Source organism: Brevundimonas sp., assembly GCF_046295775.1.
GTDB lineage: Bacteria > Pseudomonadota > Alphaproteobacteria > Caulobacterales > Caulobacteraceae > Brevundimonas.
This window is the reverse complement of the sequence record NZ_JBKBML010000001.1, coordinates 86,725-113,353: the sequence shown is the minus strand read 5'-3', so window position 1 is coordinate 113,353 and position 26,629 is coordinate 86,725. Positions and strand designations below refer to the sequence as shown.

31 protein-coding genes, 3 tRNA genes and 1 pseudogene are annotated in these 26,629 nt (G+C 67.5%); 15 read left to right on the top strand and 20 right to left on the bottom strand.

Features of this window, described 5'->3' with window-relative positions:
- Positions 1-34 precede the first annotated feature (34 nt).
- Positions 35-514: an outer membrane protein assembly factor BamE gene (gene bamE, locus ACK4I0_RS00660; RefSeq protein WP_409606977.1), complete on the top strand. Its 480-nt coding sequence runs from the start codon at positions 35-37 to the stop codon at positions 512-514.
- Between the two features lie 27 nt (positions 515-541).
- Positions 542-2,416 (top strand): patatin-like phospholipase family protein, encoded by a 1,875-nt coding sequence (locus ACK4I0_RS00655; RefSeq protein WP_409606976.1) that lies wholly within the window; start codon positions 542-544, stop codon positions 2,414-2,416.
- A gap of 232 nt (positions 2,417-2,648) precedes the next feature.
- Here ACK4I0_RS00655 and ACK4I0_RS00650 read toward each other — a convergent pair.
- The 15 genes and pseudogenes from ACK4I0_RS00650 to ACK4I0_RS00580 all read right to left on the bottom strand — a co-directional run.
- Positions 2,649-3,056, bottom strand: a pseudogene (locus ACK4I0_RS00650) (methyltransferase domain-containing protein); the annotation flags it as partial.
- 20 nt (positions 3,057-3,076) lie between these two features.
- Positions 3,077-3,153, bottom strand: a tRNA-His gene (locus ACK4I0_RS00645).
- 88 nt (positions 3,154-3,241) lie between these two features.
- Entirely contained in the window at positions 3,242-4,000 is a 759-nt protein-coding gene (locus tag ACK4I0_RS00640) for a M48 family metallopeptidase (protein ID WP_409606975.1), read from the bottom strand.
- A 127-nt stretch (positions 4,001-4,127) separates the two neighbouring features.
- A complete protein-coding gene (locus ACK4I0_RS00635; RefSeq protein ID WP_409606974.1) occupies positions 4,128-4,850 on the bottom strand; it encodes a TonB family protein in 723 nt (240 codons plus the stop codon).
- A gap of 18 nt (positions 4,851-4,868) precedes the next feature.
- Positions 4,869-5,303, bottom strand: coding sequence for a biopolymer transporter ExbD (locus tag ACK4I0_RS00630; RefSeq protein WP_135065108.1), 435 nt, complete (start codon positions 5,301-5,303; stop codon positions 4,869-4,871).
- 5 nt (positions 5,304-5,308) lie between these two features.
- On the bottom strand, positions 5,309-6,214 hold the full coding sequence (locus tag ACK4I0_RS00625; protein ID WP_409606973.1) for a MotA/TolQ/ExbB proton channel family protein: 906 nt from the start codon (positions 6,212-6,214) through the stop codon (positions 5,309-5,311).
- Between the two features lie 408 nt (positions 6,215-6,622).
- Positions 6,623-6,698 (bottom strand) — tRNA-Phe (locus ACK4I0_RS00620).
- A gap of 63 nt (positions 6,699-6,761) precedes the next feature.
- Positions 6,762-6,938 carry a DNA gyrase inhibitor YacG gene (locus tag ACK4I0_RS00615; RefSeq protein WP_409606972.1) on the bottom strand — a complete coding sequence of 59 codons (177 nt, stop codon included), beginning with the start codon at positions 6,936-6,938 and terminating at the stop codon, positions 6,762-6,764.
- 2 nt (positions 6,939-6,940) lie between these two features.
- On the bottom strand, positions 6,941-7,948 hold the full coding sequence (locus tag ACK4I0_RS00610) for an RNA-binding protein (RefSeq protein WP_409606971.1): 1,008 nt from the start codon (positions 7,946-7,948) through the stop codon (positions 6,941-6,943).
- Positions 7,945-8,523 carry a Maf family protein gene (locus tag ACK4I0_RS00605; RefSeq protein WP_409606970.1) on the bottom strand — a complete coding sequence of 193 codons (579 nt, stop codon included), beginning with the start codon at positions 8,521-8,523 and terminating at the stop codon, positions 7,945-7,947. Before ACK4I0_RS00605 ends, ACK4I0_RS00610 begins: the two co-directional genes overlap by 4 nt.
- Positions 8,524-8,536: 13 nt before the next feature.
- Complete coding sequence (gene infA, locus ACK4I0_RS00600; protein WP_003164348.1) at positions 8,537-8,755, bottom strand: translation initiation factor IF-1; 219 nt, start codon at positions 8,753-8,755, stop codon at positions 8,537-8,539.
- A gap of 102 nt (positions 8,756-8,857) precedes the next feature.
- Complete coding sequence (locus tag ACK4I0_RS00595; RefSeq protein ID WP_409606969.1) at positions 8,858-9,322, bottom strand: UPF0262 family protein; 465 nt, start codon at positions 9,320-9,322, stop codon at positions 8,858-8,860.
- Positions 9,319-9,804: a DUF2948 family protein gene (locus tag ACK4I0_RS00590; RefSeq protein ID WP_409606968.1), complete on the bottom strand. Its 486-nt coding sequence runs from the start codon at positions 9,802-9,804 to the stop codon at positions 9,319-9,321. The genes ACK4I0_RS00595 and ACK4I0_RS00590 overlap by 4 nt, the downstream gene beginning before the upstream one ends.
- Entirely contained in the window at positions 9,794-11,083 is a 1,290-nt protein-coding gene (gene murA / locus ACK4I0_RS00585) for a UDP-N-acetylglucosamine 1-carboxyvinyltransferase (protein WP_409606967.1), read from the bottom strand. Before murA ends, ACK4I0_RS00590 begins: the two co-directional genes overlap by 11 nt.
- Positions 11,084-11,185: 102 nt before the next feature.
- A complete protein-coding gene (locus tag ACK4I0_RS00580; protein ID WP_409606966.1) occupies positions 11,186-11,371 on the bottom strand; it encodes a hypothetical protein in 186 nt (61 codons plus the stop codon).
- Between the two features lie 98 nt (positions 11,372-11,469).
- Here ACK4I0_RS00580 and ACK4I0_RS00575 point away from each other — a divergent pair.
- A tRNA-Thr gene (locus tag ACK4I0_RS00575) sits at positions 11,470-11,544 on the top strand.
- 156 nt (positions 11,545-11,700) lie between these two features.
- Positions 11,701-12,162, top strand: a complete 462-nt coding sequence (locus ACK4I0_RS00570; RefSeq protein ID WP_409606965.1) for an RcnB family protein — start codon at positions 11,701-11,703, stop codon at positions 12,160-12,162.
- 73 nt (positions 12,163-12,235) lie between these two features.
- On the opposite strand, the gene ACK4I0_RS00565 is transcribed toward ACK4I0_RS00570, so the two are convergent.
- From ACK4I0_RS00565 to ACK4I0_RS00555, 3 genes are all read right to left on the bottom strand, one after another.
- A complete protein-coding gene (locus ACK4I0_RS00565) occupies positions 12,236-13,270 on the bottom strand; it encodes a rod shape-determining protein (protein ID WP_409606964.1) in 1,035 nt (344 codons plus the stop codon).
- Between the two features lie 193 nt (positions 13,271-13,463).
- Entirely contained in the window at positions 13,464-14,081 is a 618-nt protein-coding gene (locus tag ACK4I0_RS00560) for a glutathione S-transferase family protein (protein WP_409606963.1), read from the bottom strand.
- 36 nt (positions 14,082-14,117) lie between these two features.
- Positions 14,118-14,840: a TVP38/TMEM64 family protein gene (locus ACK4I0_RS00555; RefSeq protein WP_409606962.1), complete on the bottom strand. Its 723-nt coding sequence runs from the start codon at positions 14,838-14,840 to the stop codon at positions 14,118-14,120.
- A 138-nt stretch (positions 14,841-14,978) separates the two neighbouring features.
- Here ACK4I0_RS00555 and ACK4I0_RS00550 point away from each other — a divergent pair, with 138 nt between their 5' ends.
- The 5 genes from ACK4I0_RS00550 to ACK4I0_RS00530 all read left to right on the top strand — a co-directional run bounded on the left by ACK4I0_RS00550 (position 14,979) and on the right by ACK4I0_RS00530 (position 18,597).
- A complete protein-coding gene (locus ACK4I0_RS00550; RefSeq protein ID WP_409606961.1) occupies positions 14,979-16,184 on the top strand; it encodes a pyridoxal phosphate-dependent aminotransferase in 1,206 nt (401 codons plus the stop codon).
- A gap of 56 nt (positions 16,185-16,240) precedes the next feature.
- Positions 16,241-16,669 carry an organic hydroperoxide resistance protein gene (locus ACK4I0_RS00545; RefSeq protein WP_409606960.1) on the top strand — a complete coding sequence of 143 codons (429 nt, stop codon included), beginning with the start codon at positions 16,241-16,243 and terminating at the stop codon, positions 16,667-16,669.
- Positions 16,670-16,750: 81 nt separating this feature from the next.
- On the top strand, positions 16,751-17,056 hold the full coding sequence (locus ACK4I0_RS00540) for a hypothetical protein (RefSeq protein WP_409606959.1): 306 nt from the start codon (positions 16,751-16,753) through the stop codon (positions 17,054-17,056).
- Between the two features lie 123 nt (positions 17,057-17,179).
- A complete protein-coding gene (gene cobS, locus ACK4I0_RS00535; protein WP_409606958.1) occupies positions 17,180-18,184 on the top strand; it encodes a cobaltochelatase subunit CobS in 1,005 nt (334 codons plus the stop codon).
- A gap of 107 nt (positions 18,185-18,291) precedes the next feature.
- The gene (locus ACK4I0_RS00530; RefSeq protein WP_135063658.1) at positions 18,292-18,597 is read left to right on the top strand and encodes a CsbD family protein; all 306 of its coding nucleotides are present in this window, start codon (positions 18,292-18,294) and stop codon (positions 18,595-18,597) included.
- A gap of 80 nt (positions 18,598-18,677) precedes the next feature.
- On the opposite strand, the gene clpA is transcribed toward ACK4I0_RS00530, so the two are convergent.
- Positions 18,678-20,987, bottom strand: coding sequence for an ATP-dependent Clp protease ATP-binding subunit ClpA (clpA, locus tag ACK4I0_RS00525; RefSeq protein ID WP_409606957.1), 2,310 nt, complete (start codon positions 20,985-20,987; stop codon positions 18,678-18,680).
- A gap of 13 nt (positions 20,988-21,000) precedes the next feature.
- Positions 21,001-21,330, bottom strand: coding sequence for an ATP-dependent Clp protease adapter ClpS (gene clpS, locus ACK4I0_RS00520; protein WP_409606956.1), 330 nt, complete (start codon positions 21,328-21,330; stop codon positions 21,001-21,003).
- 154 nt (positions 21,331-21,484) lie between these two features.
- Between clpS and ACK4I0_RS00515 the strand changes: the two genes are divergently transcribed.
- The 6 genes from ACK4I0_RS00515 to ACK4I0_RS00490 all read left to right on the top strand — a co-directional run bounded on the left by ACK4I0_RS00515 (position 21,485) and on the right by ACK4I0_RS00490 (position 26,603).
- Positions 21,485-23,050: a carboxylesterase/lipase family protein gene (locus tag ACK4I0_RS00515; RefSeq protein WP_409606955.1), complete on the top strand. Its 1,566-nt coding sequence runs from the start codon at positions 21,485-21,487 to the stop codon at positions 23,048-23,050.
- A gap of 182 nt (positions 23,051-23,232) precedes the next feature.
- The gene (rpsF, locus tag ACK4I0_RS00510) at positions 23,233-23,619 is read left to right on the top strand and encodes a 30S ribosomal protein S6 (RefSeq protein WP_409606954.1); all 387 of its coding nucleotides are present in this window, start codon (positions 23,233-23,235) and stop codon (positions 23,617-23,619) included.
- Between the two features lie 11 nt (positions 23,620-23,630).
- The gene (gene rpsR / locus ACK4I0_RS00505; protein WP_135063668.1) at positions 23,631-23,906 is read left to right on the top strand and encodes a 30S ribosomal protein S18; all 276 of its coding nucleotides are present in this window, start codon (positions 23,631-23,633) and stop codon (positions 23,904-23,906) included.
- Position 23,907: 1 nt separating this feature from the next.
- Positions 23,908-24,492 (top strand): 50S ribosomal protein L9, encoded by a 585-nt coding sequence (gene rplI, locus ACK4I0_RS00500; protein ID WP_135063669.1) that lies wholly within the window; start codon positions 23,908-23,910, stop codon positions 24,490-24,492.
- Between the two features lie 128 nt (positions 24,493-24,620).
- Positions 24,621-25,001, top strand: a complete 381-nt coding sequence (locus tag ACK4I0_RS00495) for a hypothetical protein (RefSeq protein ID WP_409606953.1) — start codon at positions 24,621-24,623, stop codon at positions 24,999-25,001.
- 108 nt (positions 25,002-25,109) lie between these two features.
- Positions 25,110-26,603 carry a replicative DNA helicase gene (locus tag ACK4I0_RS00490; RefSeq protein ID WP_409606952.1) on the top strand — a complete coding sequence of 498 codons (1,494 nt, stop codon included), beginning with the start codon at positions 25,110-25,112 and terminating at the stop codon, positions 26,601-26,603.
- The last annotated feature ends 26 nt before the right edge of the window (positions 26,604-26,629 follow it).

The window sequence follows — 26,629 nt, the reverse complement described above, 5'->3', positions numbered from 1 at the left end:
GTCAAAGACCTTGTTCCAGCGCAGGCGCTCGCCAATGGCTCGTTTCCTTCCTTTCGTCGCCGCCGTTTCGGCCGCCGCCGCCCTGTCGGCCTGCGCTCCTACAATCGGGGTCAACGGCTTCCAGGCCATCGACGCCAAGCCGGAAGACGTGGCGGTTGGGACCGACACCAAGGAAACCGTCCTGGCCAAGCTGGGTTCGCCCTCGACGACATCGACATTCGAGCCGGACAGCGTCTGGTACTACATCGGCCAGGTGACCGAGAAATACACCTACAACCGGCCCCAGGTGACCCAGCGCAGCGTGACGGAGATCACCTTCGACAAGACCTCGGGCCAGGTCGCGACGGTTCGCACTCTCGGTCTGGAGGATGGACGCCAGATCGCCATGAACGGTCGCGAGACGCCGACGCGCGGTCGCCAGCTGACCATCCTCGAACAGCTTCTGGGCAACGTCGGCCGCGGCCAGCTGCCGCGAACCGACGAGGACGTGCCGGGCCAGCGTCGTCCCGACTAGGGGCGAATCGGCGATAATGGGGCGGTGATGTCGCCCCAACGCTCCGATACTCTGGACGCCGCCCTGGGGCGTCTCTTCGAAGGCCCCCTGGCCGATCGCGCCAGCTGGTTCGCTCTAACCGGCGGCGAAGTTCTGTTTCCGGCCGGAGCCGAGGCCGACACCCTGTACATTCTTCGTTCGGGTCGTCTGGGCGTGTTCCAGCCGGAGGGCGAGATCGGCCTGCGCCTCATCGGGGTCATCCGGCCGGGCGAACCGACCGGCGAGATGGCGCTGTTGGCCGGGACTCCGCACACGGCCACTGTCGCCGCGCTGCGGGACAGCGAGATCGTCGCCCTGCCGCGCGAAGCCTTCTTCGAGGCTGCCCGCGCCGCCCCCGAAGTCATGGTCGAACTGGCGCGTCTGATGATCCGCCGTGCGAGAGACCGGTCAAGCGCAGGCGGCGAGCCCAGCGTCTTCGGCTTCATCTCGGCGCGCCCTCGTCCGATCCGGGCCTTCGTTGAGCGCATCGCCGCCGCCATCAAGGCTCAGGGCCACAGCTGCCAAGTGATCGACCATTCGGCCCTGTCGTCCGCCTCGGACTGGTTCTCGCGCGTCGAGGACGCCCACGACTACGTCCTCTATGTCGCCGAGGCTGACGAGCCCGCCTGGGCGGCGCTGTGCGCGCGCCAGGTGGATCGGCTGTTCGTGGTCGGCAACGCCCTCCTGGCGCCGCCCGCCGTCCTGCCTCATGGCCCCACTCAGGCCCTCTCCAGTCAAAGGACGGACCTGATTCTGCTGCGTGATCCGCGCATGACCCGGCCGGCCAATACCCGCATTTGGATCGACGCCCTCAACCCCAGCCGCTGGTTCCACGCCACCGAAGGCGCGGCCGCTGACGCCGAACGCATGGCGCGGGTCATCACCGGCTCGGCGGTCGGGCTGGTGCTGTCGGGCGGCGGGGCGCGAGCCTATGCCCACATCGGCGCGATCCGGGCGCTGCGGGAAGCGGGAACGCCGCTCGACTTCCTGGGCGGATCCTCCATGGGCGCGGTTGTCGCCGCCGGCCCGGCCCTTCGCTGGTCTGACGCCGAGCTGGACGCGCGCATCAAGGCCGCCTTCGTCAAATCGGACCCGCTATCCGATCTGGCCTTCCCGATGATCGCCATGACGCGCGCGGGCAAGGTCGCGCGGCTGCTGCGCGAGGCCTATGGCGACATCGACATCGCCGATATGCCCCTGCCCTTCTTCGCCGTCTCGTCGAACCTGACCACGGGGCGGATCGAGGTGCATCGCAGGGGCCTTCTGCGCAAAGCCATGCGCGCCTCCATCGCCATTCCGGGCGTCATGCCCCCGGTGGTGCGTGACGGGCAGGTCCTGGTCGATGGGGCGGTGCTGAAGAACTTCCCCACGGACGTCATGCGCCAGCTGAACGCCGGCCCCATTGTCGGCGTGGACATGAGCCAGGCGCGCGGCGTCGACGCCCATACGCTGGAGAACCCGCCATCCTGGTGGCGCTGGATCGCCTCGGGCGCCTGGAAGCGCGGTCCGCCGATCGTGTCGATTCTGATGCGGGCGGCCACCATCACGACGGACGCCGACCTGGAGAGCTCACGGGAGAACGCGGACCTGCTGGTGCTGCCTACGCCCGAGGGCATGGATATCCGCGACTGGAAGGCCTACGACATCCCCGTAGCGGCCGGGTACGCCGCCATGCGCCAGGCATTGGAGCAGCTGGATCGTCCGATCGAGCAGCTGCGCCGACCGGCCGACACCCTCACGACAGACGACGCCGCGCGATCAGGAACAGCCGCGGAAACGGCAGCAGGGTCGTCCCGGTCGGCCGCTGAGCAAACGCCTCGGAAAGCCGCTCGGAAAGCGCCGCGAGGAAAGGCTCGGCCCAGGCTGTCGCCTCCAGGGCAGTGAGATAGGGCCGCAGCGCCGTGCCCTTCATCCATTCCAGGACGGCGTCGTCACCCGACAGGACATGCAGATAGGTGGTGCTCCACAGATCGATCTCGTCGCACGCGGGCGTTAGAAGGTCGCAGATCCGCTCCATCGACAAAAGGGGCTGGATCGGCCGCACGGCCTGCGTCACCGACGCCCAGGGTTGTTCGGCCGCGACGGCGCGAAGAACGGAATGATGTCGTGTCTCGAAGGCCATCGGCATCTGCACGGCCAGCACACCGCCGGGAGCCAGCGAACCCGCCAGACGCGGCAGCAGGGTTTGGTGATCGGGCAACCACTGCAGCGAGGCATTGGCCAGGATCAGATCCGGCGAGGTTTCGGGCGACCAGGCGCTGATATCGCCTTGGCGCCAGTCCACCTGCGGATCGGCGGCGCGCGCTTGGGCCAGCATTTCGCCGCTGGCGTCCAGTCCGTGGACCTGCGCCTGCGGGTGGCGGCGACGCAGGACGGAAGCATGCTGGCCCGTCCCGCATCCCAAGTCCCATATCTCGCGCGGTAAGAGATCGGGCGGCAGGCGCAGCATTAGATCGAGGGCCGCGCGATCGCGCTCGGCTTCGAAGCGCCTGTATTGAAGAGGGTCCCAGCGCGGATCGGTCATGCCGTCCTCTCAAGGGAAAATGGTACCGCCTCTCAGGCTTGAACTGAGGACCTCCGGTTCCACAAACCGGCGCTCTAACCAACTGAGCTAAGGCGGCACAGGCGGACGAACCCGCGCGAGGCGGCTTCTCTAGCTTTCCCCACCGCCGCGATCAAGCGGGCGTGACGGCGGAGGCTAAGATTTCCTCAGCTCCAGCCGCGGCTGGCGATGTACTGCTCCAGCGCCGCGATGCGGGTCTGATCCGAAGGGTGGGTCGAGGCGAACTGCGGCGTCGCACCTTGACGCTGTTCCGACATGATCCGCCACAGGGCCACGGCTTCGGACGGGCGGAAGCCTGCCGCCGCCATATAATCGACGCCAAGCCGGTCGGCCTCAAGTTCATCGCGCCGCGAGAAGGGCAGCAGCACGCCGTACTGGGCGCCCAGGCTGCCGAGCGCCCCCACCGCCTCCGCACGGTTTCCGGCGACACCCTGGGCGGCTTGCAGGCCGACGCTGGCCAGCGCCGTGCTCGAATAGCGTTCGACGGCATGACGCGCGACGACATGGCCGACCTCATGGCCCAGCACGGCGGCCAGTTGGTCATCGTTGCGCACTAGGTTCAGCAGACCGGTGGTCACGCCGATCTTGGCGTTGGGCAGGACGAAGGCATTGGGGCTGGCGCTCTCGAACACGGCGTAGTCCCACGAGCGATCGCCCAGGTTCGCCGCCTGGACGATCCGCCCCCCGACCCGCCGGACGCGCTCGTTCAGCGCCGGGGTGGAGACGACGTTCTGGGTCCTCAGCGCCTCTTGCCAGGCGGCGTCCGCTTGGGCCGACAGGCTGGACTCGTCGGCCAGCAGAAACTGACTGCGTCCCAGGGTCTCGTTGTAGGCGCAGGCGCTGAGGCCGAGCGCGCCCGCCACGGCGGCGACGGCGACAAGGCGGGATCGGGCGACGAGAGACATGAGCGGTTCCTCCACGAAATGCGTCCGCCAGAACGCATGCGAACCGCCAAGGCTCCACGGCCGAGGACAAAGAAAAAACGCCCCGAGCCGAAGCCCGGGGCGCCCAGTATTGTGTGTTTCGACCGGATCAGTCGCCGAGGTTGAACGGCACCCGAACCCGGAAGGTCGCGTCCTGCGCGGCGCCGTCGACGGTGCGCGGCGAAAGCTGCCCACGCGACACGACCCGAACAGCCGCCGCGCCGAAACCTTGGCCGGAGGGCTCTTCCGAGACCACGCGGCAGTTGGCCGGAGCGCCGTTGGAACGCGCGGTGCATTCCACGGTGGCCGCACCGCTGACCCCTCTTTCGAGGGCGCGGGTCGGGAAGTCCCGTTCGGTCGGACGCGGAGCCCGCGACCACTGAACGTTCGTGATCACCGACGGACGCGGAGGAGCCGGAGGGGCCGGCGGAGGCGGCGGACCGGGGACGATGACGGGCGGACCCGAATATTCGACGCGGTCTTCCTTCTTCGTCGGCTCGATCGGCAAAGTCACCGGCGGCGGCGGAGCCGTCGTCTGGACAACCGGCTGACGCACCTGAAGCTTCGGCGGCGGCGGTTGATCCGTTGGCGGCGGCGGAGGCGGAGGCGGAGGCGGAGGCGGGGGAACCGGCTCGATCAACTCCACGTCGACCGCTTCATCCGTATACTCGAACGGCTGCAACTCGAACTTGGACTTGTAGAGCCAGACCCCGGCCGCGATGTGAACCGCCGCCGAGACAGCGATGCCGACAATGGCGCCCGTAGAAAGCTTTTTCTTCTTCTTGGGCGGATCCAGAATCGGATCGCGGTGGGCGTGGGTTTCAGCTGTCATGCTTTATGCCTTTGCCCCTTACGAAGACTGGTCTTCGCCGACCAGGGCGACGGAATAGAAACCGTTGTCCTGCAACGCGTTCATGACCTGCATGAAGTCACCGTAACGCGTCGTGCGGTCAGCGCGGATGAAGATGCGTTCGTCCGCCGGATTGCGCCGACCGATCTGGTCGGTCAGGTCCTGCCCCAGGGTCCCCACACTGCTCCGGAAGTCGCCGACATATACGTCGCCGTCGTTCTGGATCGAGATGAAGACCGGCGTGGGCGGATTCTGCGCCGGCGGTGCGACTGCACGCGGGAGTTCGATGGGCACCGACACGGTGGCGAGCGGAGCCGCCACCATGAAGATGATGAGCAGGACGAGCATCACGTCCACGAACGGCGTGACGTTGATCTCGCTGTTCTGCTCGATGGCGTACTTGCCACCCCCCGAACCGGAGAGTTTGGCGCCCATCTAGCTTACGCTCCCTTGTCGAGTTGACGCGAGATGCCGTTGATCAGTTCGGCGCCGAAGCCGTCCGCACGCACACCGTAAGCCGCGATCCGGGTGTTGAAGTAGTTGTAGAACATAACCGCCGGAATGGCCGCGAACAGACCGATGCCGGTGGCCAGCAGAGCCTCGGCGATGCCGGGAGCGACGACGGCCAGGTTGGTCGTGTTCGATTCGGCGATGCCGATGAAGGAGTTCATGATGCCGTAGACGGTGCCGAACAGACCGATGAACGGCGCGCCCGAACCGACCGAAGCCAGGAACTGCTGACCGCCCGAGAGGCGGCTGGCGACCGACGACTGCACGGCCGAGACGGCGGTCTGGGTGCGCAGCAGGGCGGTGTCGCGGTGGTCGCCCGTGATGGACAGGCCGGCTTGACGCGACAGTTCGATTTCTTCGGTCGCCGCAGCGGCCATGTCGGCCAGCGGATTGCCGTCAAACTCTTCCGACGTGGCCACGCGGCGCATGTCGGCCACGGTGCGAGCGCCGCGGAAGGCTTCCAGGAAGCGGTCAGTCTTCTTGTTGAGGGCGCCGAACTCGAGCAGCTTGATCAGCAGGATGGTCCACGAAAAGACCGAGGCCAGGACCAGGCCGATCATGACCACCTTCACGACCGGGTGGGCGATCATGAACATGGTGATGGGGGTGAGGTTGCCGTGACCGCCGCCGACCGACTCGGTCAGCGAAGCGGGATCTTCAACGGGGGCGGCGGCGTCCACGGCCGGAGCCGGGGTGGTCGCGGCCGGAGCCGTGGCCGTGGCGGCCGGAGCGGTGGCCGGAGCCGCGGCGTCCTGGGCCAGGGCTGGCGCGCCAGCCATCAGCACGGCGGCGCCGGCCATGGCCAGGAGGATGTTCGTCTTCTTGCTAATCAGCATTGCTCGCCAGTTCCTGCTTTTTGGTCTGACTCATGAAACCCAAGAAGCGGACCGATGTTCGGCCGCCTCTCAATGAAATTTCGCCGCCGCCTCGGCCAGATTGGCCTGCGCGTCCGACACTCCCCTTCACAACGTCCTTCAATAAGAAGTCCGTCGCTCCGGACGCCCGTGGCGGTCTCGAAAGACCGTCGAGGACATGCGACCTCCCTGTTGAGGAAAGCGGTCAAGCTCCTTTGGCGAACCCTTACCAGAGCGTCAAGAGCGCAAGGCCGCTTTTCGCCCCAAGGATTACCGTCGCGTCACGCGCAACAAATGACCAGAGAACAAGACAATTTCATGATCGCCCGTGCACGAGCACCCGGCGAGCCGCCAGGGCCGCGACGATTTTCATTCTGTAGGGAAAAGAGGTGGTGCCTGAGGGCGGATTCGAACCACCGACACGCGGATTTTCAATCCGCTGCTCTACCAACTGAGCTACTCAGGCCCGGCGCTGCTGCGCGAGAGCGGCGTCTATAAGCGAGCCGCCGGGGGCTGTCCAGCGCCTCGATCAGCCTTCTTCATCATTGTCTGGCGGCACGTCGTCGGCGCCGCCCGGCAGGACGTATCCGCCGGTCAGCCAGCGCTGGAGATCCAGGTCAGCGCAGCGTTTCGAGCAGAAGGGCTTGTAGGCTTCGGCCGTCGGGTTCTTGCGGCAGATCGGGCAACGGCCCGTCGACTGGACCATGATCAGGCCTCCTGGATCTCAAAGCGGCCGGCCGCGAAGGTCGGCTCGACGGCAACGCCTGCGCGCGGGCCGAGCCGCGCGGCCAATGGAGCGACAGCGGCCGCCAGGTCCGGCGCGCAGCGCGCGACCAGGCGCGGCGCCTGGGTTTGGGTCAGCAGGGCGTGACGCAACGCCCGCGCGACGGCGATCGCCTCCCCTCCCCGCAGCCGCGCTTCGATAGGCTGGCGCCGCCAGGGCAGGCTCAATTGAGCCAGGCCGAAGCGGCTGACGGGACCATAGGCCGCATGCGGCTGGTCGAAAGCGCCGCGGATATCAGCCAACGCCTGCTCGGGATTGAAGCGTGTTCCCACCAGATCGATCGCCACCAGACCGCCCCAGCTCTTCAAACAAACCAGCCGCGCCGCCTGGCGAAGACCTTCGCGATTGGCGCGCGCGCGGGCCTGTTTCGGGTCTCTCCCCGCCTGGCCGGCGTGATCGATGTCGACCGCCACCAGGGCGCGGGTGCGCTGAAGCGCTAGATCGACGCCCACGTTATTGAATAGGTGCCGGACTTCTAGCGCTTCTTCCTCAGCCGCCCAGATGGCCTCGATTGCCGGCGCGCCCTCGATCGGCGCGACGCCCAGTGCCAGTTCGGCCAGGATCTCGACCACCGCGGGCCCTTCCGAGATCAGGCGGGGCTCGCCGTCGCCCGCGCCCAGGCGGCGCAGAGCCGGGCCCTTGCCGTCGCGAGGCTCGGCCGTGACCTCGACCCGCAGCCGATCGCCCTCGCGGACGGGCGCGCCGCCGGACAGCGACAGAAAACCGAACGGCTCGCCGCAGCCCATATCAATGAAGGCGGCGCCGAAGGCCGCCTCCACGCGCGCGACGCGGCCGACCACTCGGGCGCCCAGGCGATGCCGGGGCTCGTCGTCATCTCTATGAATAATGAGGTGGTGCGCCAAGCCGTCGCGCATCACGACGCCGCGCGTCTCTCCCGGCGAACCGTCCAGGAAGACCTCGAGCCCGCTCACGACGCGCGCCAGCCGGCCCCGGTCAGAAGATTGGCGGTCTCGTACAACGGCAGGCCCATCACTGCGGGGTGGCTGCCGACGATGCGGCGCACGAAGGCGCCCGCCGGCCCCTGGATGCCATAGGCCCCCGCCTTTCCGCGCCAGTCGCCGGTGGCGACATAGGCGGCGATTTCGGCTTCGGACAACGTCTTGAAGGACACCCGCGTCTCGACCACCCGGGTCGTGACCGTCTCGCTCCGCGCCAGCGCGACGCCGGTGAAGACGCGGTGATTGCGGCCCGACAGAAGGCGCAGGAAGCGCGCGGCCTCCGCTTCGTCGGCGGCTTTTTCCAGGAAGCGACGGCCGACGGCCACCACGGTGTCCGCCGCCAGCACGAGGGCTTCAGGCGCCCTCGCGGCCACCACCTCGGCCTTGGAGCGCGCCAGGCGTTCGGCCAGACGGGGCGGCGTCTCGCCCTTCAGCGGCGTCTCGTCGATGTCGGCAGGGTCGATGCGGTCGGGCGTCACGCCCAGTTGCGCCAGCAATTCGATGCGGCGCGGGCTGGCCGAGGCCAGCACCAGTTCAGGACGGCTCACGGCGAGCCCGTCCTTACTTGAAGCGGTAGGTGATGCGGCCCTTGGTCAGGTCGTAGGGCGTCATCTCAACCAGGACCTTGTCGCCGGCCAGCACGCGGATGCGGTTCTTGCGCATCTTGCCGGCGGTGTGAGCGATGATCTCGTGGTCGTTTTCCAGCGTCACGCGGAACGTGGCGTTCGGCAGCAGTTCGCTGACGACGCCCGGGAACTCTAGAAGTTCTTCCTTAGCCATGCGGCCTCTCACGCCCAGTTGAAACGGATTCAGGCCCGCGCCGGGCGTGGGCGGGGCCTTCAGGAGGGCGCCTAATGCCCGAAAATACGTCGCTAGTCGAGATCAGCCGCGCCGATGCAGGGCGCTGACCAGGGTGAAGAGCCGGCGCGCGGTCTCATGATCGATGGCGACCTTGCCGTCCAGGCGCGCGGTCAACGCCTCGGCACCCTCGTTGTGCAGGCCGCGCCGGCCCATGTCGACTGACTCGATCTGGCTGGGCGAGGAGCCCCGAAGCGCTTCATAATAGCTGTCGCAGATGAGCTGGTAGTCACGGATCACCGCCTTCAGCGGCGACATCGACAGCACATAGGTCCGCGCGAAGTCCGGTCCCTCGATGTCGAAGGCCAGCCGATTCTCCTGCGACGACAGCTTAAGCCGATATGGCCCCCGCTCGGCGCCGGCGGGGTGGAAGCTGTTCTTCTCGACCAGGTCGAAGATGGCGACACGCCGCTCATGCTCGATCTCGGCGTTGGCGGCCGGCAGGGACTGGGCGTCCAGCTCGACGGCGGTCAGGCGATGATCGCTCATGGCGTGACCGCCTCGTCGTCGTGCGCGGGCTCGACCTTGGCCGGCCAGGGGTCAGACAGGTCGGCAAGGACCGCGTCCAGGCACTCCACGTCGATCTTCAGGTCGCCACCGCCCGCGAACATCAGCAGGACGCGCCCGCCCGGCGCCTCGCCGGGCTCGAAATCGATGGCCAGCAGCTCCAGCGCCGTGTCGGGCTGACGCGGCAGGCGGCGGCTCTGCACGCCCTGAACGTCGCCGAACTGCATGGCCGCCATGACCCGCGTCCCGCCGCATTCCCAGCAGAAGCGCGACAGGGCCAGGGTCAGGGTGCGGGCTGACCGCTCCCACTTGATGTCCACCGGCCGCAGGATGGCGTCCTGAAGCGCCGCCGAGATGATCTGAAGGTCGGCGGCGTCCTCAGCAAGCAGACGCAGGCGCTCCAGCGGCTGCGCCGTCGTGTCGGGTTGGGCTTCGACCGGAGCAGCGTCCAGATCAGTGCTCATCGCCCTCCCCTTTCAGACGCGTGACCTGCGCCCCGCAGGCGCCGAGCTTCTCTTCCAGACGCTCGAAGCCGCGGTCCAGGTGATAGACGCGGTCCACCACCGTCTGCCCTTCGGCGACCAGCCCGGCGATCACCAGACAGACCGAGGCGCGCAGATCGGTGGCCATCACCGGGGCCCCGGTCAGCGTCTCGACGCCCTGCACCCGCGCCTCGCCGGCGTGGACGCTGATGTCGGCGCCCAGGCGCGCCAGCTCGGGCGCATGCATGAAACGGTTCTCGAAGATGGTCTCGTTGATGACGCTCTCGCCCTCGGCGGTCGTCATCAGGGCCATGAACTGGGCCTGCAGGTCGGTGGCGAAGCCGGGATAGATTTCGGTCGTCACGTCGACGGCCTTGAGCCGCTGTTTGGGATCGCGCTTGACGATGACGCCGTCGTCGGTCGGGGTCACCTCCACGCCGGCCTCGACCATCTTGTCGGTCAGGGCCTGGATCAGATCGGCGCGGCCCTTGGTCAGGCGCACTTCGCCGCCCGCCATGGCGGCGGCGACGGCGTAGCTGCCCATCTCGATTCGATCGGGAATCACCGACCAGTCCGCGCCGTTCAGCGAGGTCACGCCCTCGATCACCAGCTGGTCGGTGTCCAACCCCTCGATCCTGGCGCCCATGGCGATCAGGCAGCGGGCCAGGTCGCCGATCTCGGGCTCGCGCGCCGCGCGCTTCAGCACCGTCGTGCCGCGCGCCAGAACGGCGGCCAGCAGGGCGTGCTCGGTTGCGCCCACCGACACGAACGGAAACTCGATCTCCGCGCCGCGCAGTCCCTTGGGCGCGTGGGCCGAGACGTAGCCTTCCTCCAGTTCAATGGAGGCGCCCATGGCCGACAGGGCCATCAGATGCAGGTCGACCGGCCGCGCGCCGATGGTGCAGCCGCCCGGCAGGGAGACCTTGGCATGGCCCGTACGGCCAAGCAGCGGCCCCAGCACATTGAATGAGGCCCGCATCTGCCGGACCAGTTCATACGGCGCGAAGGTCGAGCGGATGTCGCGCCCGTCGAACAGGGTCTCCTGCCCGTCGGGACCGTCGGTCTCGGTCACTTCGATGCCGAACTGGCGCAGCAACTGGCCCAGAAAGCGGGTGTCGGCCAGGCGCGGCATATTGGTCAGCCGCAGCGGCTGATTGGTCAGGATCGAGGCGGCCATCAGCTTGATGGCGGAGTTCTTGGCGCCGCTGACCGGGATTTCACCGTGAAGCGTGGCGCCGCCCTGGATGGCGATGCGGTCCATGTCGTTCCTGAACGCGGCCCAGGCGAAAGGCCTCGGCGGATCGGCTATCTAGCAAGCCGCGTGGCCAGGGCGAAAGCCCGCCCGTGCTGCGCCGGATGACATTCAGTTGCGGCGCTTGTCCGCATCCGACGGCGTGCGGGCGGCGGCCTTGCGGCGGCGAAGATTGTCGCGAAGCGCCGAGGCCAGGCGCGCGGCGCGATCCAGCTTGGCCCGCTGTTCGGGGGTGTGGGCCGGCCGACCGGCGGTGGCCGACGGGGCGTGCTCTTCGGGCGCTTCGGGCTTGCTCATGGAACGATGATGCGCCGCGCAAAAGATTCTGAGCAAGCCTCCATTTTGGGCTTCCCCCCCCGAAGGGCTTTGGCTATACGGCCGCTTCCTCAGATTTCGCCGCCGTAGCTCAGTGGTAGAGCGCATCCTTGGTAAGGCTGAGGTCGTGGGTTCGATTCCCCCCGGCGGCACCACTCTGAACGAAGGCCCGGCTGAAAAGCCGGGCCTTTTCGTTTGGCCGATTACGGCGGCGAGAGGGCGCTCAGGTGAACGGCGCCTGGCCGCGCCGGTTCAGGCAAGGCTCAGTCCCGGCCGCCTAGTGTGGGGTCATGGATCGAAAGGACACCGCCATGAACCGCAAGATCGTCACCTCCGCCCTGGCCGCCGTGATGGCCGTCTCCACCCTCGGCGCCGCTTCGGCCGCCACCGCTCAGCACCGGGGTCCGCACGCCGCGCCGCCTCATGCTCAGAAGCACGCCCGCCGCGGTCCGCCGCCGCACGTGCGCCACGCGCCTCCGCCGCAAGTGCGGCACGCCCCGCCGGCCGCCTATGGCCGCTGGCAGCAGTCGCAGCGCCGCTATTCCGCTCCGCGCTATGTCGCGCCGCGCGGCTATCAGGTGCGCAGCTGGAGCTATGGTCAGCGGATGCCCGCGCACTATCGCAGCAACGCCTATGTGGTGAACGACTACAATCGCTACGGCCTGCGCGCCCCGCCCCGCGGCTACCAGTATGTCCGCAGCGGCAATGACGTGGTCCTGACCGCCGTCGCCACGGGCCTGATCACCGCCGTCATCGCCGGCCTGTTCAACTAAGGCCGCATCGAAAACGACAACGCCCCCGGAAGCCGGCTTCCGGGGGCGTCTTCTGGTCGGATTGTCTGAAGGCTCAGAGCGTGGAGTCGAGCACGCCCTTCATCCAGCGCGGATGCTCGAGCACCCGGCCGCAGCCGATGGCGACGCAGGACAGCGGATCGTCGGCGACCTGGACCGGCAGGCCGGTGTGATCGCGGATCTCGACGTCCAGACCACGCAGCAGCGCGCCGCCGCCGGTCAGCATGATGCCCTTGTCGGCAATGTCGGCGGCCAGTTCCGGCGGCGTCTGCTCCAGGGCGACCTTCACGGCTTCCACGATCTGGGTCACCGGCTCGGCCAGGGCCTCGGCGGCCTGACGCTCGGAGATGCGCACCTCGCGCGGCACGCCTTGCATCAGGTCGCGGCCCTTGACCTCGATGAACAGGCCTTCGCCGTCCGCCGGAATGCGGGCGGTGCCGATGTCCTTCTTGATCCGCTCGGCGGTGGTCTCGCCGATCAGCAGGTTATGGTTGCGGCGCATGTAGCTGATGATGGAGTCATCCATCTTATCGCCGCCGACGCGCACGCTACGCGAATAGACGATGCCCGACAGCGACAGCACGGCCACCTCGGTGGTCCCGCCGCCGATGTCGACGACCATCGAACCCTGCGGCTCGTGGATGGGCAGACCGGCGCCGATGGCGGCGGCCATGGGCTCGTCGATCAGGCCGACGCGGCGGGCGCCGGCGTTCAGGCAGCTGTCGTTGATGGCGCGGCGCTCGACCGCGGTGGCGCCCGAGGGCACGCACACGATCACCTTGGGGTTCACGAAGCCCTTGCGGTTGTGAACCTTGCGGATGAAGTGCTTGATCATTTCCTCGGCGACTTCGAAGTCGGCGATGACGCCGTCGCGCATGGGGCGGATCGCCTCCATGTGGCCGGGGGTGCGGCCCAGCATCTGCTTGGCCTCGATGCCGACGGCGTGGACGACCTTGCGGCCGCCGACGTTGCGCAGAGCCACCACCGACGGCTCGTTCAGCACGATGCCTTTGCCCTTCTGATAAATCAGGCAATTGGCCGTGCCGAGGTCGATGGCGATGTCGTTCGAGATCATGCCGAAGAGATGCATGGGCTTGGGATACCGTTCGGTTCGGGCCGGTCAGGGCGACTGTCACATCGGCCCGCTGCGGCGACGCCCCGGCCCGTGCGCATCCCCTCGCCCGAGCCGTTCCTGATCGTGTCGCCTAGCCGACCGTCGGCCCGTTTGCCTTCATGCCGGGGCGATTACAACCCCTTTGACAGCCTTAATGACGCAGGGCGCTTCAGACGCGCTGAAGACCCTCCATTTCCAGCGCCCGAATGACCGCCGGGCGGCTCTGGACCGCGTCGAGATGGGCGTTCAGCCGGGGGTAGCGGCCCTTGTCCAGCAGATCGGCCTGGCGCGCCCAGCGCGTGAAGACCGACAGATAGCCGTCGGCCACCGTATAGGTCTCGCCGGTGACCCACGGTCCGGTCAGCAGATGCTGCTCGGCTAGGTCGTATTTTTCCAGCGCCAGCTTCACGGCCGCTTCGCGCGCCTCGCCCTCCAGCGGCGGACGGCCGAACAGGACCTTGCCGATGGCGGGGTGCAGGCTGGAGCCCAGCCACGCGTTGACGGACTGCATCTTGCCAAAGGCGAAGCTGTCGTCGTTCGGGGCCAGCTTGGTGTCCGGGTGGGTCTGGGCGACATAGCCGACGATGACCACGTTCTCGGTCAGAACGCCCCGATCGGTGACCAGGGCCGGCGTCACGCCCGCCGGATTGATCGCCAGATACTCGGGCGTCTTCTGCTCGCCCTTCTTCAGATCGATCTTGACCAGTTGATAGTCCGCGCCCGCCTCCTCCAGGGCGAAGTGCGAGGCCATGGCGCAGGCGCCGGGGGAGTAATACAGCTTCAGCATGGGGATCGCTCCTTCAGGGCGGGACTGTGGAATGCTCTAGAGGGCTTCGGGCTCCCGAGCCGCCTCGCGTCGCCGGACCAGCTCGCGCACGACCAGCATCAGCGCCAGCCAGACCACCGCCACCCCGGCCAGGATCAGTGACGTCCAGACACCGTCGCCCGACACCGCCGCCATGAAGGATCCGCCGAAGAAGGCCACAAGCGCGGTCTTGGGCAGCACGCCCAGGGCGCACCCGGCCAGATAGGGCCAAAACCGGGCGCGCGCGGCGCCGAACGCCATGTTCACGACAATGAAGGGCGCGGACGGCACGTTTCGGATGATGAAGCTGGCGGAGAAGGCGTTGTCGCCCACGAACCGCTTCAGCCGCGCCGTCGTGCGACCGCCGAACCGTTCCAGCGTCCGAGCCGTCGGTCCCCGCCCCAGCCAATAGGTCACCCCGGCCGAACAGACGGTTGCGATCCAGCTGAACAGGAAGCCGTACCAGGGGCCGAACGCCACCACGCAGGCCGCGATCAGGATGAACTGCGGCACGCCCAGGAAAGCCGACAGGGTGAACACCGCAACCGCCGCCGCCAGCCCCCACGGCCCCGCCCGAAAGCCGCCCAACCAGGCCTCCAGCTGATCCTCGGCCTCCAGGGCGAAATGGCTCTTGCCGAAGGCGAACACCGCCAGCACCGCGCCCAGCAGCAGCAGGCTCGCCAGCAGCGTCCGCCACCGCCGACCTTCCATGTTGAGAATGAAATCGAGCACGCCGCGCATTGATTTTCCCTACACGCGGGGCGGATCGGAAGGAACCGCCTCGCAGCCCATCGCGGGCGTCGGGTTTGCACACGCCCAAACCCGCCCTAAAGAAGCCTCGCCGTTCTCCCCCAACGCGCGCCAGCCGAAGGCCAAGCCATGTCCGATCTGCAGTCGTCCGCCCTCGCCCGCGTCAAGCCGTCGGCCACGCTGGCCGTCACCGCCCGGGCGCGCGAGTTGAAACGCGAGGGCCGCGACGTGATCGGCCTGGGCGCGGGCGAGCCGGACTTCGACACGCCGGAGAACATCAAGGCCGCCGCCATCGACGCCATCCAGCGCGGCGAGACGAAATACACAGACGTCGACGGCCTGCCCGAGCTGAAGGCCGCGATCGCAGCCAAGTTCAAGCGCGAGAACGGCCTGGACTATTCGACCGCCCAGATTCACGTCGCGCCGGGCGGCAAGGCGGTGCTGTACAATGCCCTGGTCGCCACCCTGTCGCCTGGCGACGAGGTGATCGTGCCCGCCCCCTATTGGGTCAGCTATCCCGACATGGTGCTGCTGGCGGGCGGCGAGCCCAAGGTCGTGATCGGCCACGAGGAGGATGGCTTCAAGCTGAAGCCTGCCGCGCTGGACGCCGCGATCACCCCGCGCACCCGCTGGCTGATCCTGAATTCGCCCTCCAATCCGACCGGCGCGGCCTATACGCGGGGCGAGCTGGAAGCCCTGGCCGAGGTGCTGCGGCGTCGCCCCGACGTCTGGGTGATGACCGACGACATGTATGAGCACCTGATCTACGGCGACTTCGAATACACCACCCTGGCGCAGGTGGCCCCGGACCTGATCGACCGGGTGCTGACGGTCAACGGCGTGTCCAAGGCCTACGCCATGACCGGCTGGCGCATCGGCTATGCGGGCGGGCCCAAGCCGCTGATCGACCTGATGCGCAAGGTGGCGGGCCAGACCACCTCCAACCCCTCGTCCATCAGCCAGTGGGCGGCGGTCGAGGCGCTGAACGGACCGCAGGACTTCATCGCCGAGCGTGGCGAGGCCTTCGAGCGCCGCCGCGACCTGGTGGTGTCGATGCTGAACCAGGCCGAAGGCGTCCGCTGCCCGACACCCGAGGGCGCCTTCTACGTCTATCCCTCGATCGAGGGGCTGATCGGCAAGACGACCCAGGGCGGCGTGGTCATCGACAGCGACGAGACCTTCGCCACCGAACTGCTGAACGAGGCCGGCGTGGCCGTGGTGCATGGCGCCGCTTTTGGCCTCAGCCCCTATTTCCGCGTCAGCTATGCGACGGACGAGGACACGCTGCGCCAGGCCTGCGAGCGCATCCAGGAGTTCTGCGCCGGCCTGACCTGACCCTTGCCGGGCGACGTCGGGCGCCCATGTCGTGATCTCCACCAAAGGAGATGACGATGGACGTTCTGTACAAGGCCCACGCCACAGCCTCGGGGGGCGGACGCGAGGACGGGCGCTCCGCCACCGACGACGGCAAGATCGATGTCAAGCTGTCCACGCCGACCGAGATGGGCGGCAAGGGCGGCGACGGGACCAATCCCGAGCAGCTGTTCGCGACGGGCTACGCTGCCTGCTACTTGGGCGCGCTGCGGCTGGTGTCCGGCAAGGCGGGCAAGGCCGTCAGCCCCGACACCCGGGTGCATTCGACCGTCGGCTTCGGCAAGAACACCAAGGGCGAAGGCTTCAACCTGGACATCGAACTGAAGGTCACCGATCACGGTCTGGACAGGGCCGACATCGACGACCTGATCCAGAAGGCGCATGAGGTCTGCCCCTATTCCAACGCGACGCGCGGCAACGTCGATGTGCGATTGAGCGCGGAATGAGGCGAAACATCACGGAAGCGTGAACCCTTTTCCAAGCGCTGCGTTATCGACGCTCCACACCCCAAGGAAGGGATACGAACCATGATGAAATACGCTCTGATCGCCGTTGGCGCCCTGACCCTCGCCGCCTGCGGCAACAACACCCCGGCCGAGAACGAAGCCGACCGTCAAGCCGCGGCTATCGAAGATCAGGCCAACCTGGAAGCCAACCAACTGGAACGCCAGGCCGACCGCGCCGACGAGCGCGCCGACATGGCCAACACCGAATCGGCCACCGTCGCCAACGAGCAGCGCGCCGACAACCTGAACCAGCAGGCCGACCAGGTCCGTGAACGCGCCGACGCCCGCGCCGACGACGTGCGCGACGCGGCCACCCCGGCCAACTGATCGCCGATCTGAACCGTCGTCCTTCAGACGGTTCATGAAGACGCCCCTTCGCCAGCTGGTGGAGGGGCGTTTTCGCGTCTCGCGCCGTCTTGAGCGCGGCCCCGCCGACCTCTAGATGAACCCATGGCCTCCCCCCTCGACTCCACGCCCGACCCGCTGCTGACGCTCGAGCCGCACCGCAAGGTGACGGTCAGCGAAGCCTTTGGCGTCGACAGCGACATGTTGGTCCCCTGCTTCGCCGAGCGCGACAGCCATGTGCCCGAGATCGACGAGGCCTATCAGTTCGATCCGCAGACGACCCTCTCGATTTGCGCCGGCTTCGCATTCGACCGCCGTGTCATGGTCCAGGGCTATCACGGCACCGGCAAGTCGACGCACATCGAACAGGTGGCGGCGCGGCTGAACTGGCCGCTGGTGCGCATCAATCTGGACAGCCACGTCAGCCGCATCGACCTGATCGGCAAGGACGCCATCGTCCTGAAGGACGGCAAGCAGATCACCGAATTCCGCGAAGGCATGCTGCCTTGGTCGCTCCAGCGCCCCATTGCCCTGGTGTTCGACGAATACGACGCCGGCCGCCCCGACGTGATGTTCGTGATCCAGCGCGTGCTGGAGGCGCAAGGCCGCCTGACCCTATTGGATCAGAACCGCGTCATCCGGCCCAATCCCTGGTTCCGCCTGTTCGCCACGTCCAACACCGTCGGCCTGGGCGACACCACCGGCCTGTATCACGGCGCCCAGCAGATCAATCAGGCCCAGCTGGACCGCTGGTCGATCGTGACCACGCTGAACTACCTCGACCACGACGTCGAGGCCGAGATCGTGGCCGCCAAGGCGCCCGCCTGGCGCGACGCCGAGGGCCGTCGCAAGATCGCCGCCATGGTCCGTGTGGCCGACATGACCCGCAACGCCTTCATGAACGGCGACATCTCCACCGTCATGAGCCCGCGCACCGTCATCACCTGGGCCGAGAACGCCCAGATCTTCGACGGCGACCTGGCGCTCAGCTTCCGCCTCACCTTCCTGAACAAGTGCGACGAGCTGGAACGGCCTACCATCGCCGAATTCTATCAGCGCGCGTTCGGCGAAGACCTTCCCGAGGCGGCCACGCGAGTGAAGGTCGGCTAGGCCTGCGGCGAAACCGCCCGCCGCGTCCCGGAAAACGGAACTCCCCGCCCCTCTCTGCGCTCTAACGGCAAGCCTCCCCGGCGCAGTTCCAACGGAAGGGATTTTCCATGACTGACCAACGTATCGAAGGCACGGCCGACAAGGTCGGCGGCAAGCTTCAGAACGGCCTTGGCCGCCTGACGGGCGACACCAAGCTTCAAGCCGACGGCAAGATCAACGAGATCAAGGGCCACGCCAAGGACGCCTACGGCCGCGTCATCGACGGCCTGGACGGCCTGGTCGACAAGGCTCCGGCCAGCGTGCAGGGCAAGGCCCGCTCGGGTCTGGACTTCGCCCGCCGCAAGCCGCTGCTGACTACGGGCATCGTGGCCGGTCTGGCCGTGCTGCTGGGCGGCCTGGGTCGTCGTCGCTAAGTTTTAGCCACACCTGACAAGACAAAGGCCCCGGAGGAGACTCCGGGGCCTTTTCTAATGCTCGAAGGTCGGCGGCGGGATCAGTCCGCCGCCTCCTCCTCTTCCACGGCCTTGGCGGCCGGGCCCTTGGCGGGGGTGATGTCGAAGGCGATCTTGCCGTCCTTCAGCTCCACCTTCACGTGGCCGCCGCGGGTCAGGCGTCCGAACAGGATGTCGTCGGCCAGCGGCTTCTTGATCGAGTCCTGGATGACACGGGCCAGGGGGCGCGCGCCGTACAGTTCGTCGAAGCCGTTCTTGGCCAGCCAGTCGGCCGCCTCGTCGGTCAGTTCGATGGTGATGTTGCGATCCGCCAGCTGGGCTTCCAACTGCAGGATGAACTTGGTCACCACCGACTTGATCGTGTCGGTGCCCAGCGGCTTGAACGCCACGATGGCGTCCAGACGGTTGCGGAACTCCGGCGCGAACAGGCGCTGGATGGCCTTTTCGTCCTCGCCCTCGACCTTGCCCCGGCCAAAGCCGATGGAGGCGCGGGCGTTGTCGGCGGCCCCGGCGTTGGTTGTCATGATCAGGATGACGTTCCTGAAGTCCACCTTCTTGCCGACGGCGTCAGTCAGCATGCCGTTGTCCATCACCTGGAGCAGGATGTTGTAGACATCCGGGTGCGCCTTCTCGATCTCGTCCAGCAGCACCACGGAGTGCGGATGCTGATCGACTGCATCGGTCAGCAGGCCGCCCTGGTCGTGGCCGACATAGCCCGGAGGCGCGCCGATCAGACGGCTGACGGTGTGGCGCTCCATATATTCCGACATGTCGAAGCGCTGCATCTCGATGCCGAGGGTGGCGGCCAGCTGGCGCGCCACCTCGGTCTTGCCCACGCCGGTCGGGCCCGAGAACAGAAAGGCCCCGATCGGCTTCTGCGGATCGCGCAGGCCCGCGCGGGCCAGCTTCATGGCCGACGAGACCTGTTCGATGGCCTGCTCCTGGCCGAAGACGACGCGGTTCAGGTCCTTGTGCAGGTCCTTCAGGCTCTCGGTGTCGGACTTGGACACCGACTTGGCCGGGATGCGCGCCATCTTGGCGATGACGGCCTCGACCTCCTTCTGACCGATGACCTTCTTGCGCTTGGATTCGGGCAGCAGCATCTGGCTGGCGCCCGCCTCGTCGATCACATCGATCGCCTTGTCCGGCAGTTTGCGGTCCGTCATGTATCGGGCCGAAAGCTCGACCGCCGTGCGGATGGCGCTGTCGGTGTAGCGCAGCTTGTGATGACCCTCGTAGGTGGTCTTCAGCCCCTTGAGGATCTTCACCGAGTCCTCGAGCGTCGGCTCGTTGACGTCGATCTTCTGGAAGCGCCGCACCAGGGCGCGGTCCTTCTCGAAGTGCTGGCGATACTCCTTGTAAGTGGTCGAACCCATGCAGCGCAGGGTGCCCGACGCCAGGGCCGGCTTCAGCAGGTTGGACGCATCCATGGCCCCGCCCGAAGTCGCGCCCGCGCCGATCACCGTATGGATCTCGTCGATGAACAGGACCGCGTTCTCGTGGTTCTCCAACTCCTTGACGACCTGCTTCAGCCGCTCCTCGAAGTCGCCGCGATAGCGGGTCCCGGCCAGCAGCGCGCCCATGTCGAGCGAGAAGATGGTCGCGCCCTTCAGCACGTCCGGCACCTCGTCATTGACGATCTTGCGCGCCAGGCCCTCGGCTATGGCGGTCTTGCCGACGCCCGGGTCGCCGACCAGCAGCGGGTTGTTCTTGGTGCGGCGGCACAGGATCTGAATCGAGCGCTCGACCTCGGCCTGGCGCCCGATCAGCGGATCGATCCGGCCGTTGCGGGCCTTTTCGTTCAGATCGACGCAATAGGCCTCGAGCGCCTCGCCGCCCTGTTTGACGACCGCGCCGTCCTCGGCCTCCTCGGGGCTGGCCCCGCGCGCCGGGCGCGTGTCGCCGGCGCCCGCCTTCTTGGCGATGCCGTGGGCGATGAAGTTCACCGCGTCGTAGCGCGTCATGTCCTGCTCTTGCAGGAAATAGGCGGCGTGGCTCTCGCGCTCCGAGAAGATGGCGACCAGGACATTGGCGCCCGACACCTCTTCCCGGCCCGAGGACTGGACATGGATGACCGCGCGCTGGATCACGCGCTGGAAGCCGGCGGTCGGCTTGGCGTCGTCGCCGTCGGCCGTGGCCAGGGCGGCCAGGTCGTTGTCGACATACAGGGTCAGCGCCGCCTTCAGCGCCGACAGGTCGACGTTGCAGGCCGTCATGACGCCGGACGCATCCGGGTCGTCGATCAGGGCCAACAGCAGGTGCTCGAGCGTGGCATACTCATGCCGGCGCTCGTTTGCGTAATGGACCGCGCGGTGCAGGGTCTCTTCGAGAGGACGCGAAAATGAGGGCATGGGGAGGTTCCTCTCAGTCCTTTTCCATCGTGCATTGCAGGGGGTGCTGGTGACGTCGGGCGGTTTCCACCACCTGGGCGACCTTGGTTTCGGCCACCTCGTAGGTGAACACCCCGCACACGCCGACGCCGTGCTGATGCACGTGCAGCATGATGCGGGTCGCGTCCTCGCGGCTCTTCTGGAAGAACCGCTCCAGCACGTAGATGACGAATTCCATCGGCGTGTAGTCGTCGTTCAGGATCAGCACCCGATAGAGCGAGGGCCGCTGAAGCTTCGGCTTGGTTTCGGTGACGACTGCGGCGCCTGAGCCTCCGCCTTGTTCACCGGGCCGTCTGTTGGGCATTCGTCTTCCGTATCCTTGGGGGAGTCGGACCCTGAGATAGGGAATGATGGCCTGATTTACAGAGGCGTCCAGTCACAGCTTGCGTGAAACCGCAGAACCGGAAGCCGTCTGGCGCTTTTCGTCGCCGATGCGTCTGTGTCTTCTGATCCTTCTAATGGCTTCGCTGATGACGGCGGGGTGTGTGCTGACGCCGGGACAGGTCGATCGCGTGCGCTTCGCCAGGGATGCCGAACCCGTGCTGGCGCGGACGCAGGCGGGCGTTGTCCGTGGGGTCGAGGGCGACGGAGCGCGCGCCTTTCTCGGCGTGCCGTACGCCGCGCCCCCTGTCGGAGAGAACCGGTGGCGCGCCCCTGCGCCGGCCAAGGCCTGGAGCGGCGTCCGCGACGCCACGCGACTGGGCCGAGGCTGTATCCAGGCGCTCAGTCCCAAGGCCGTGCTGGGCGGCGGCGGCGGGGTGGTGGCGGGGTCCGAAGACTGCCTCTACGCCAACATCTACGCCCCTGCCGGCGAGCCCGAGCGTGCGCGGCCCGTGATGGTGTTCCTGCACGGCGGAGCCTTCACCCTGGGATCGGGCGGCCAGTATGACGCCAGCCGCCTGGCGCAGAACCAAGGCCGCGTGGTGGTCACCTTCAACTATCGCCTCGGCGCCCTGGGCTGGCTGGCGCTGGATGATCTGGCCGCGCCCGGCGACGCCGGCGGCGATTTCGGCCTGATGGACATGATCGCCCTGCTGCGCTGGGTGCAGACCGACATCGCGGCCTTCGGCGGCGATCCCGGCCAGGTCACTGTCTTTGGCGAAAGCGCGGGCGGCTGGGGCCTGTGCCACCTGCTCGCCTCGCCCCAGGCCAGGGGCCTGTTCCAGTCGGCCATCATCCAGAGCGCAGGCTGTTTCGAACGCTCGACCCAGACCCCCGTCGACCAGGCGGCGGCTGACGGCAGACGTTTTGCCGAAGCTTTGGGCTGCGCGGACGCCGACTGCCTGCGCGCCCTGCCCGCCTGGCGCATCGCCCGCGTCGCCTCGCCTCGCCGCGGCATCAACGGCCCGGGCTCTTGGGGGCCCGTTTACGGCGGGCCGCGCACGCCAATGAACATCGAGGCCGCCTATGCGGCGGGTCAGATCGCCGACGTGCCCGTGATCGTCGGGTCGAACACCGACGAGGCGCGCCTGTTCACCGTCGCGGTTCGCGACCGCCAACGGTTCGAACGCGAGATGCGCTGGTCCTATGGCGCGGATGCAGAGGCCGTGCTGGAGCTCTATCCGGTGATCGACGGCGACTACCGTGCCTCCATGGCCGCCAGCCTGACCGACGCCCTGTTCGCCTGCCCGGCGTACCGAATGCGCCTCGCCCTGTCGCCGCACGTCCCCGTGCGCGGCTACGAGTTCGCCGACGCGGACGCGCCAGTGCGCATACCGCGCTGGGCGACCGGCGACATGGGCGCCTTTCACGCCAGCGAACTGGCTGCGGTGTTCGGCGCAAGCTGGGCGCTTCAAGACGCTGGCGGCTTCAGCCTAGAGCAGGCGGCGCTGTCGGACCGTATGCGTCGCGCCTGGGCCGGCGACCTGTCCGACTGGCCTGCGATACAGGGCGGAGACGCGCCTATTCGGATCTTCTCGCCCGAAGGCGATCGCCTGGACGACAGCTTCGCGCGCCGCCACAACTGCGCCTTTTGGGCCGATGTGGTGCTGGGCGGCGAGACTCCTCGACTGCAGGCCGACTGAGCTCTGCCTCGCGCCTTGCCGCGACGGCGCTTTTCCCCTATAGGCCCCCGCTTTCCAGGGCTTCGGTCCCGGCGCGGATTTCAAAGGGTTCGGACAATCGGTCCGGCCGCCGCATCGGGAGCCATCGTGGAACCGGCTACCCGGCCGCTCCATGCCGACGCCCACCAAGGGAGACGACCCGCATGGCTCTTTACGAGCACACGGTCATGACGCGCCAGGATATCTCGGCGCAACAGGCCGAAGCGCTGAACGACACCATCAAGGCTCTGATCGAAGAAGGCGGCGGCTCCGTCGCCAAGATCGAGTACTGGGGTCTGCGCAACCTCACCTACCGCGTGAAGAAGAACCGCAAGGCTCACTATTCGCTGCTCGCCATCGACGCCCCGGCCGCCGCCGTGGCCGAGGTCGAGCGTCAGCTGTCGATCAACGAAGACGTGCTGCGTTGGCTGACGATCCGCGTCGAGGAACTCGACATGGAACTGTCGCCCCTGCTGGCCCGCCGCGAACGCGAGCGCGAGCGCGAGCGTGAACGCGGCCCGCGCGACGACGCTCCTGCGGCTTCGGAATAAGGAACCGGATCATGACCGACACCACCGCCCCGACCCCGGGCGCTCCGGCCGGCTCCGGCCCGGCTCGCCGCCCCTTCCACCGTCGCCGCAAGGTGTGCCCGTTCTCGGGCGCCAATGCGCCGAAGATCGACTACAAGGACGTGAAGCTGCTGCAGCGTTACGTCTCCGAACGCGGCAAGATCGTGCCTTCGCGCATCACCGCCGTCTCCCAGAAGAAGCAGCGCGAACTGGCCAAGGCCATCAAGCGCGCCCGCTATCTGGCCCTCCTGCCGTACGTGGTGAAGTAAGATGAAGGTCGTTCTGCTCGAACGCGTCGAGAATCTCGGCGCCATCGGCGACGTCGTGTCCGTCAAGGACGGCTTCGCCCGCAACTTCCTGCTGCCCCGCGACAAGGCTCGCCGGGCCACGGAAGCCAATCTGAAGGCCTTCGAACTCGACCGCGCCGCCATCGAGCAGCGCAACGAGAAGAACAAGGCCGACGCGCAGAAGGTCGCCGACAAGATCGACGGCCAGAGCTACATCATGATCCGTCAGGCGGGCGAAACCGGCCAGCTGTACGGTTCGGTCGCCGCGCGCGACGTCGCCGAGGCCATCCAGGCCGAAGGCGGCAAGGTCGAGCGTTCGCAGGTCGTGCTCAACACCGCGATCAAGACGCTGGGCGTCCACGAAGTGGCGGTTCGCCTCCACGCAGAGGTCCGCGCCACGGTCAAGATCAACATCGCCCGTTCGGCTGACGAAGCCGAGCGTCAGGCCAAGGGTGAAGACGTCATCCGCAGCCAGTTCGACGACGAGCGTCAAGCCGCTGAAGACGCGGCCAAGGACATGGTCGCCGGCGGCGCCGGCCAACAGGAAGGCCTGGGCGAAGAAGCCTGAGCCGACCTTTAGGTCGAATGATTTGGGCGCGTTCTTCGGAGCGCGCCCTTTTTCGTGGGTGTTCACCCGTCGTTCAGCCCTGATTTCGCCATCTCTGGCAATCAGCGTTATCGCGAACGGGAGGGACCATGTTCAAAACACTCAGCCTGGGGGCGGCGATCGCCGTCCTCGCCATCGCCATGCCGGGAGCCGCTCAGACGCCGGCGCGCACCCTCGACGCCTTTGTGGCCGAGGCCAACCGCATTCCCATGAATCCGACCGCCATGGTGAGGCCCAGCGCGCGACGGATCATGAATGAGGCGACCGACGCCATGGGCGGAGTGGTGCAGGAAGCGCGCGCCGCCCAGGCGGCCGGCCGACCCAACGGCGCGTGTCCGCCGGACAAGGTTCAGGTCAATGCGCGCCAGGTGCTGGCGTTCCTGAACGCTATCCCCCAGCCGCGTCGCGCGCGCATGAGCGTGCGTGACGGGTTCCGCGCCTGGCTGGTCGATCTGCACCCCTGCCGCTGACCTAATCATTGAAGAATTCGGGGCGGTCCACAGCCGTCCCGAACTTGCCCACGCCTAGGCTGCGGCCGGGTCTGACGCAGATGCGTGTCACGGGTTAACACCATGCCGATGAACGCGCTTGCCCCCCTCAATTTCGGCGGACCCTCCGACAGCGTCGCCGTGCCGTCGATGCCGCACAATCTGGAGGCCGAACAGGCGCTGCTGGGCGCCCTGATGTTCGACAACGCGGTGTTCGAGCGGCTGAGCGACCGGCTGCGCGGCTCGCACTTCTTCGAACCCTTCCACAATCGCCTGTACGACGCGATCGAAGACCACATCCGCCAGGGCATGCTGGCCGAACCCACCATCCTGATGGAGCGGTTCAAGCAGGATCCGGCCTTCCAGGAGTTCGGCGGCCTGCGCTATCTCGCCGACCTGGTGGACCGCGCGCCGCCGGCGGCCAACGCGCCCGACTACGCCCGCGTCGTCTATGACCTGGCGCTGCGCCGCGACCTGATCCGCATCGGCGGAAACATCATCAAGGACGCGCCCCAGCCCGAAACGCCCGCCATCGACCAGATCGAGCAGGCGGAACAGTCGCTCTACACCCTGGCCGAGACCGGCAAGCCTTCGTCGGGCTTCGTCAGCTTCAGCCACGCCCTGTCGGGCGCCGTGCAGATGGCGGCGGAGGCCTATCAGCGCGACGGCAAGCTGGCGGGCCTGGCCACCAACCTGGACGACCTGGATCAGAAGCTGGGCGGTCTGCACCCGTCCGACCTGCTGATCCTCGCCGGCCGTCCCTCGATGGGCAAGACGGCGCTGGCGACGAACATCGCGTTCAACGTGGCCCGCAACTATCGCTGGGAGCCCACGCCCGAAGGCCGCAAGACAGTGTCGGGCGGCGTAGTGGCCTTCTACTCGCTGGAAATGAGCGCCGAACAGCTGGCCATGCGTATCCTGGCCGACGCCTCGGGCGTGTCGTCCGACAAGCTGCGCAAGGGCGAGATCGACGCCTCGGACTTCGGCCGCATCCGCGACGCGGCGGTCGAGATCGGCGAAAGCCCGCTCTACATCGACGCCACCGGCGGCCTGTCCATCTCCAAACTGGCGGCCCGCGCGCGCCGACTGAAGCGGATGGAGCACGGCCTGGACCTGATCATCGTCGACTACCTTCAACTGGTCACCACCGGCGAGGGAAACAGCCAGAAGAACCGGGTGCAGGAGGTGTCGGAGATCACCGGCGGCCTCAAGGCCCTGGCCAAGGAGCTGTCGGTGCCGATCATCGCCCTGTCGCAGCTGTCGCGTCAGGTCGAGCAGCGTGAAGACAAGCGGCCGCAGCTGTCCGACCTGCGGGAATCCGGCTCGATCGAGCAGGACGCCGACTGCGTCATGTTCGTCTATCGCGAGAGCTACTATCTGGGCCGGGCGGAGCCGCGCGAGGGCACCGAGGAGCATCTGACCTGGCAGCAGGACATGGACCGGCTTCAGAACCAGGCCGAGGTCGTTATCGGCAAGCAGCGGCACGGCCCCATCGGCATCGTCAAACTGTCGTTCGACGCCGACACCACCAAGTTCGGCAATCTGGCTCACGATGGGCGCTACGACAATCACAGCTACGAGTGAGGCGGAAAGGCTCCGCTTGCGCGGGC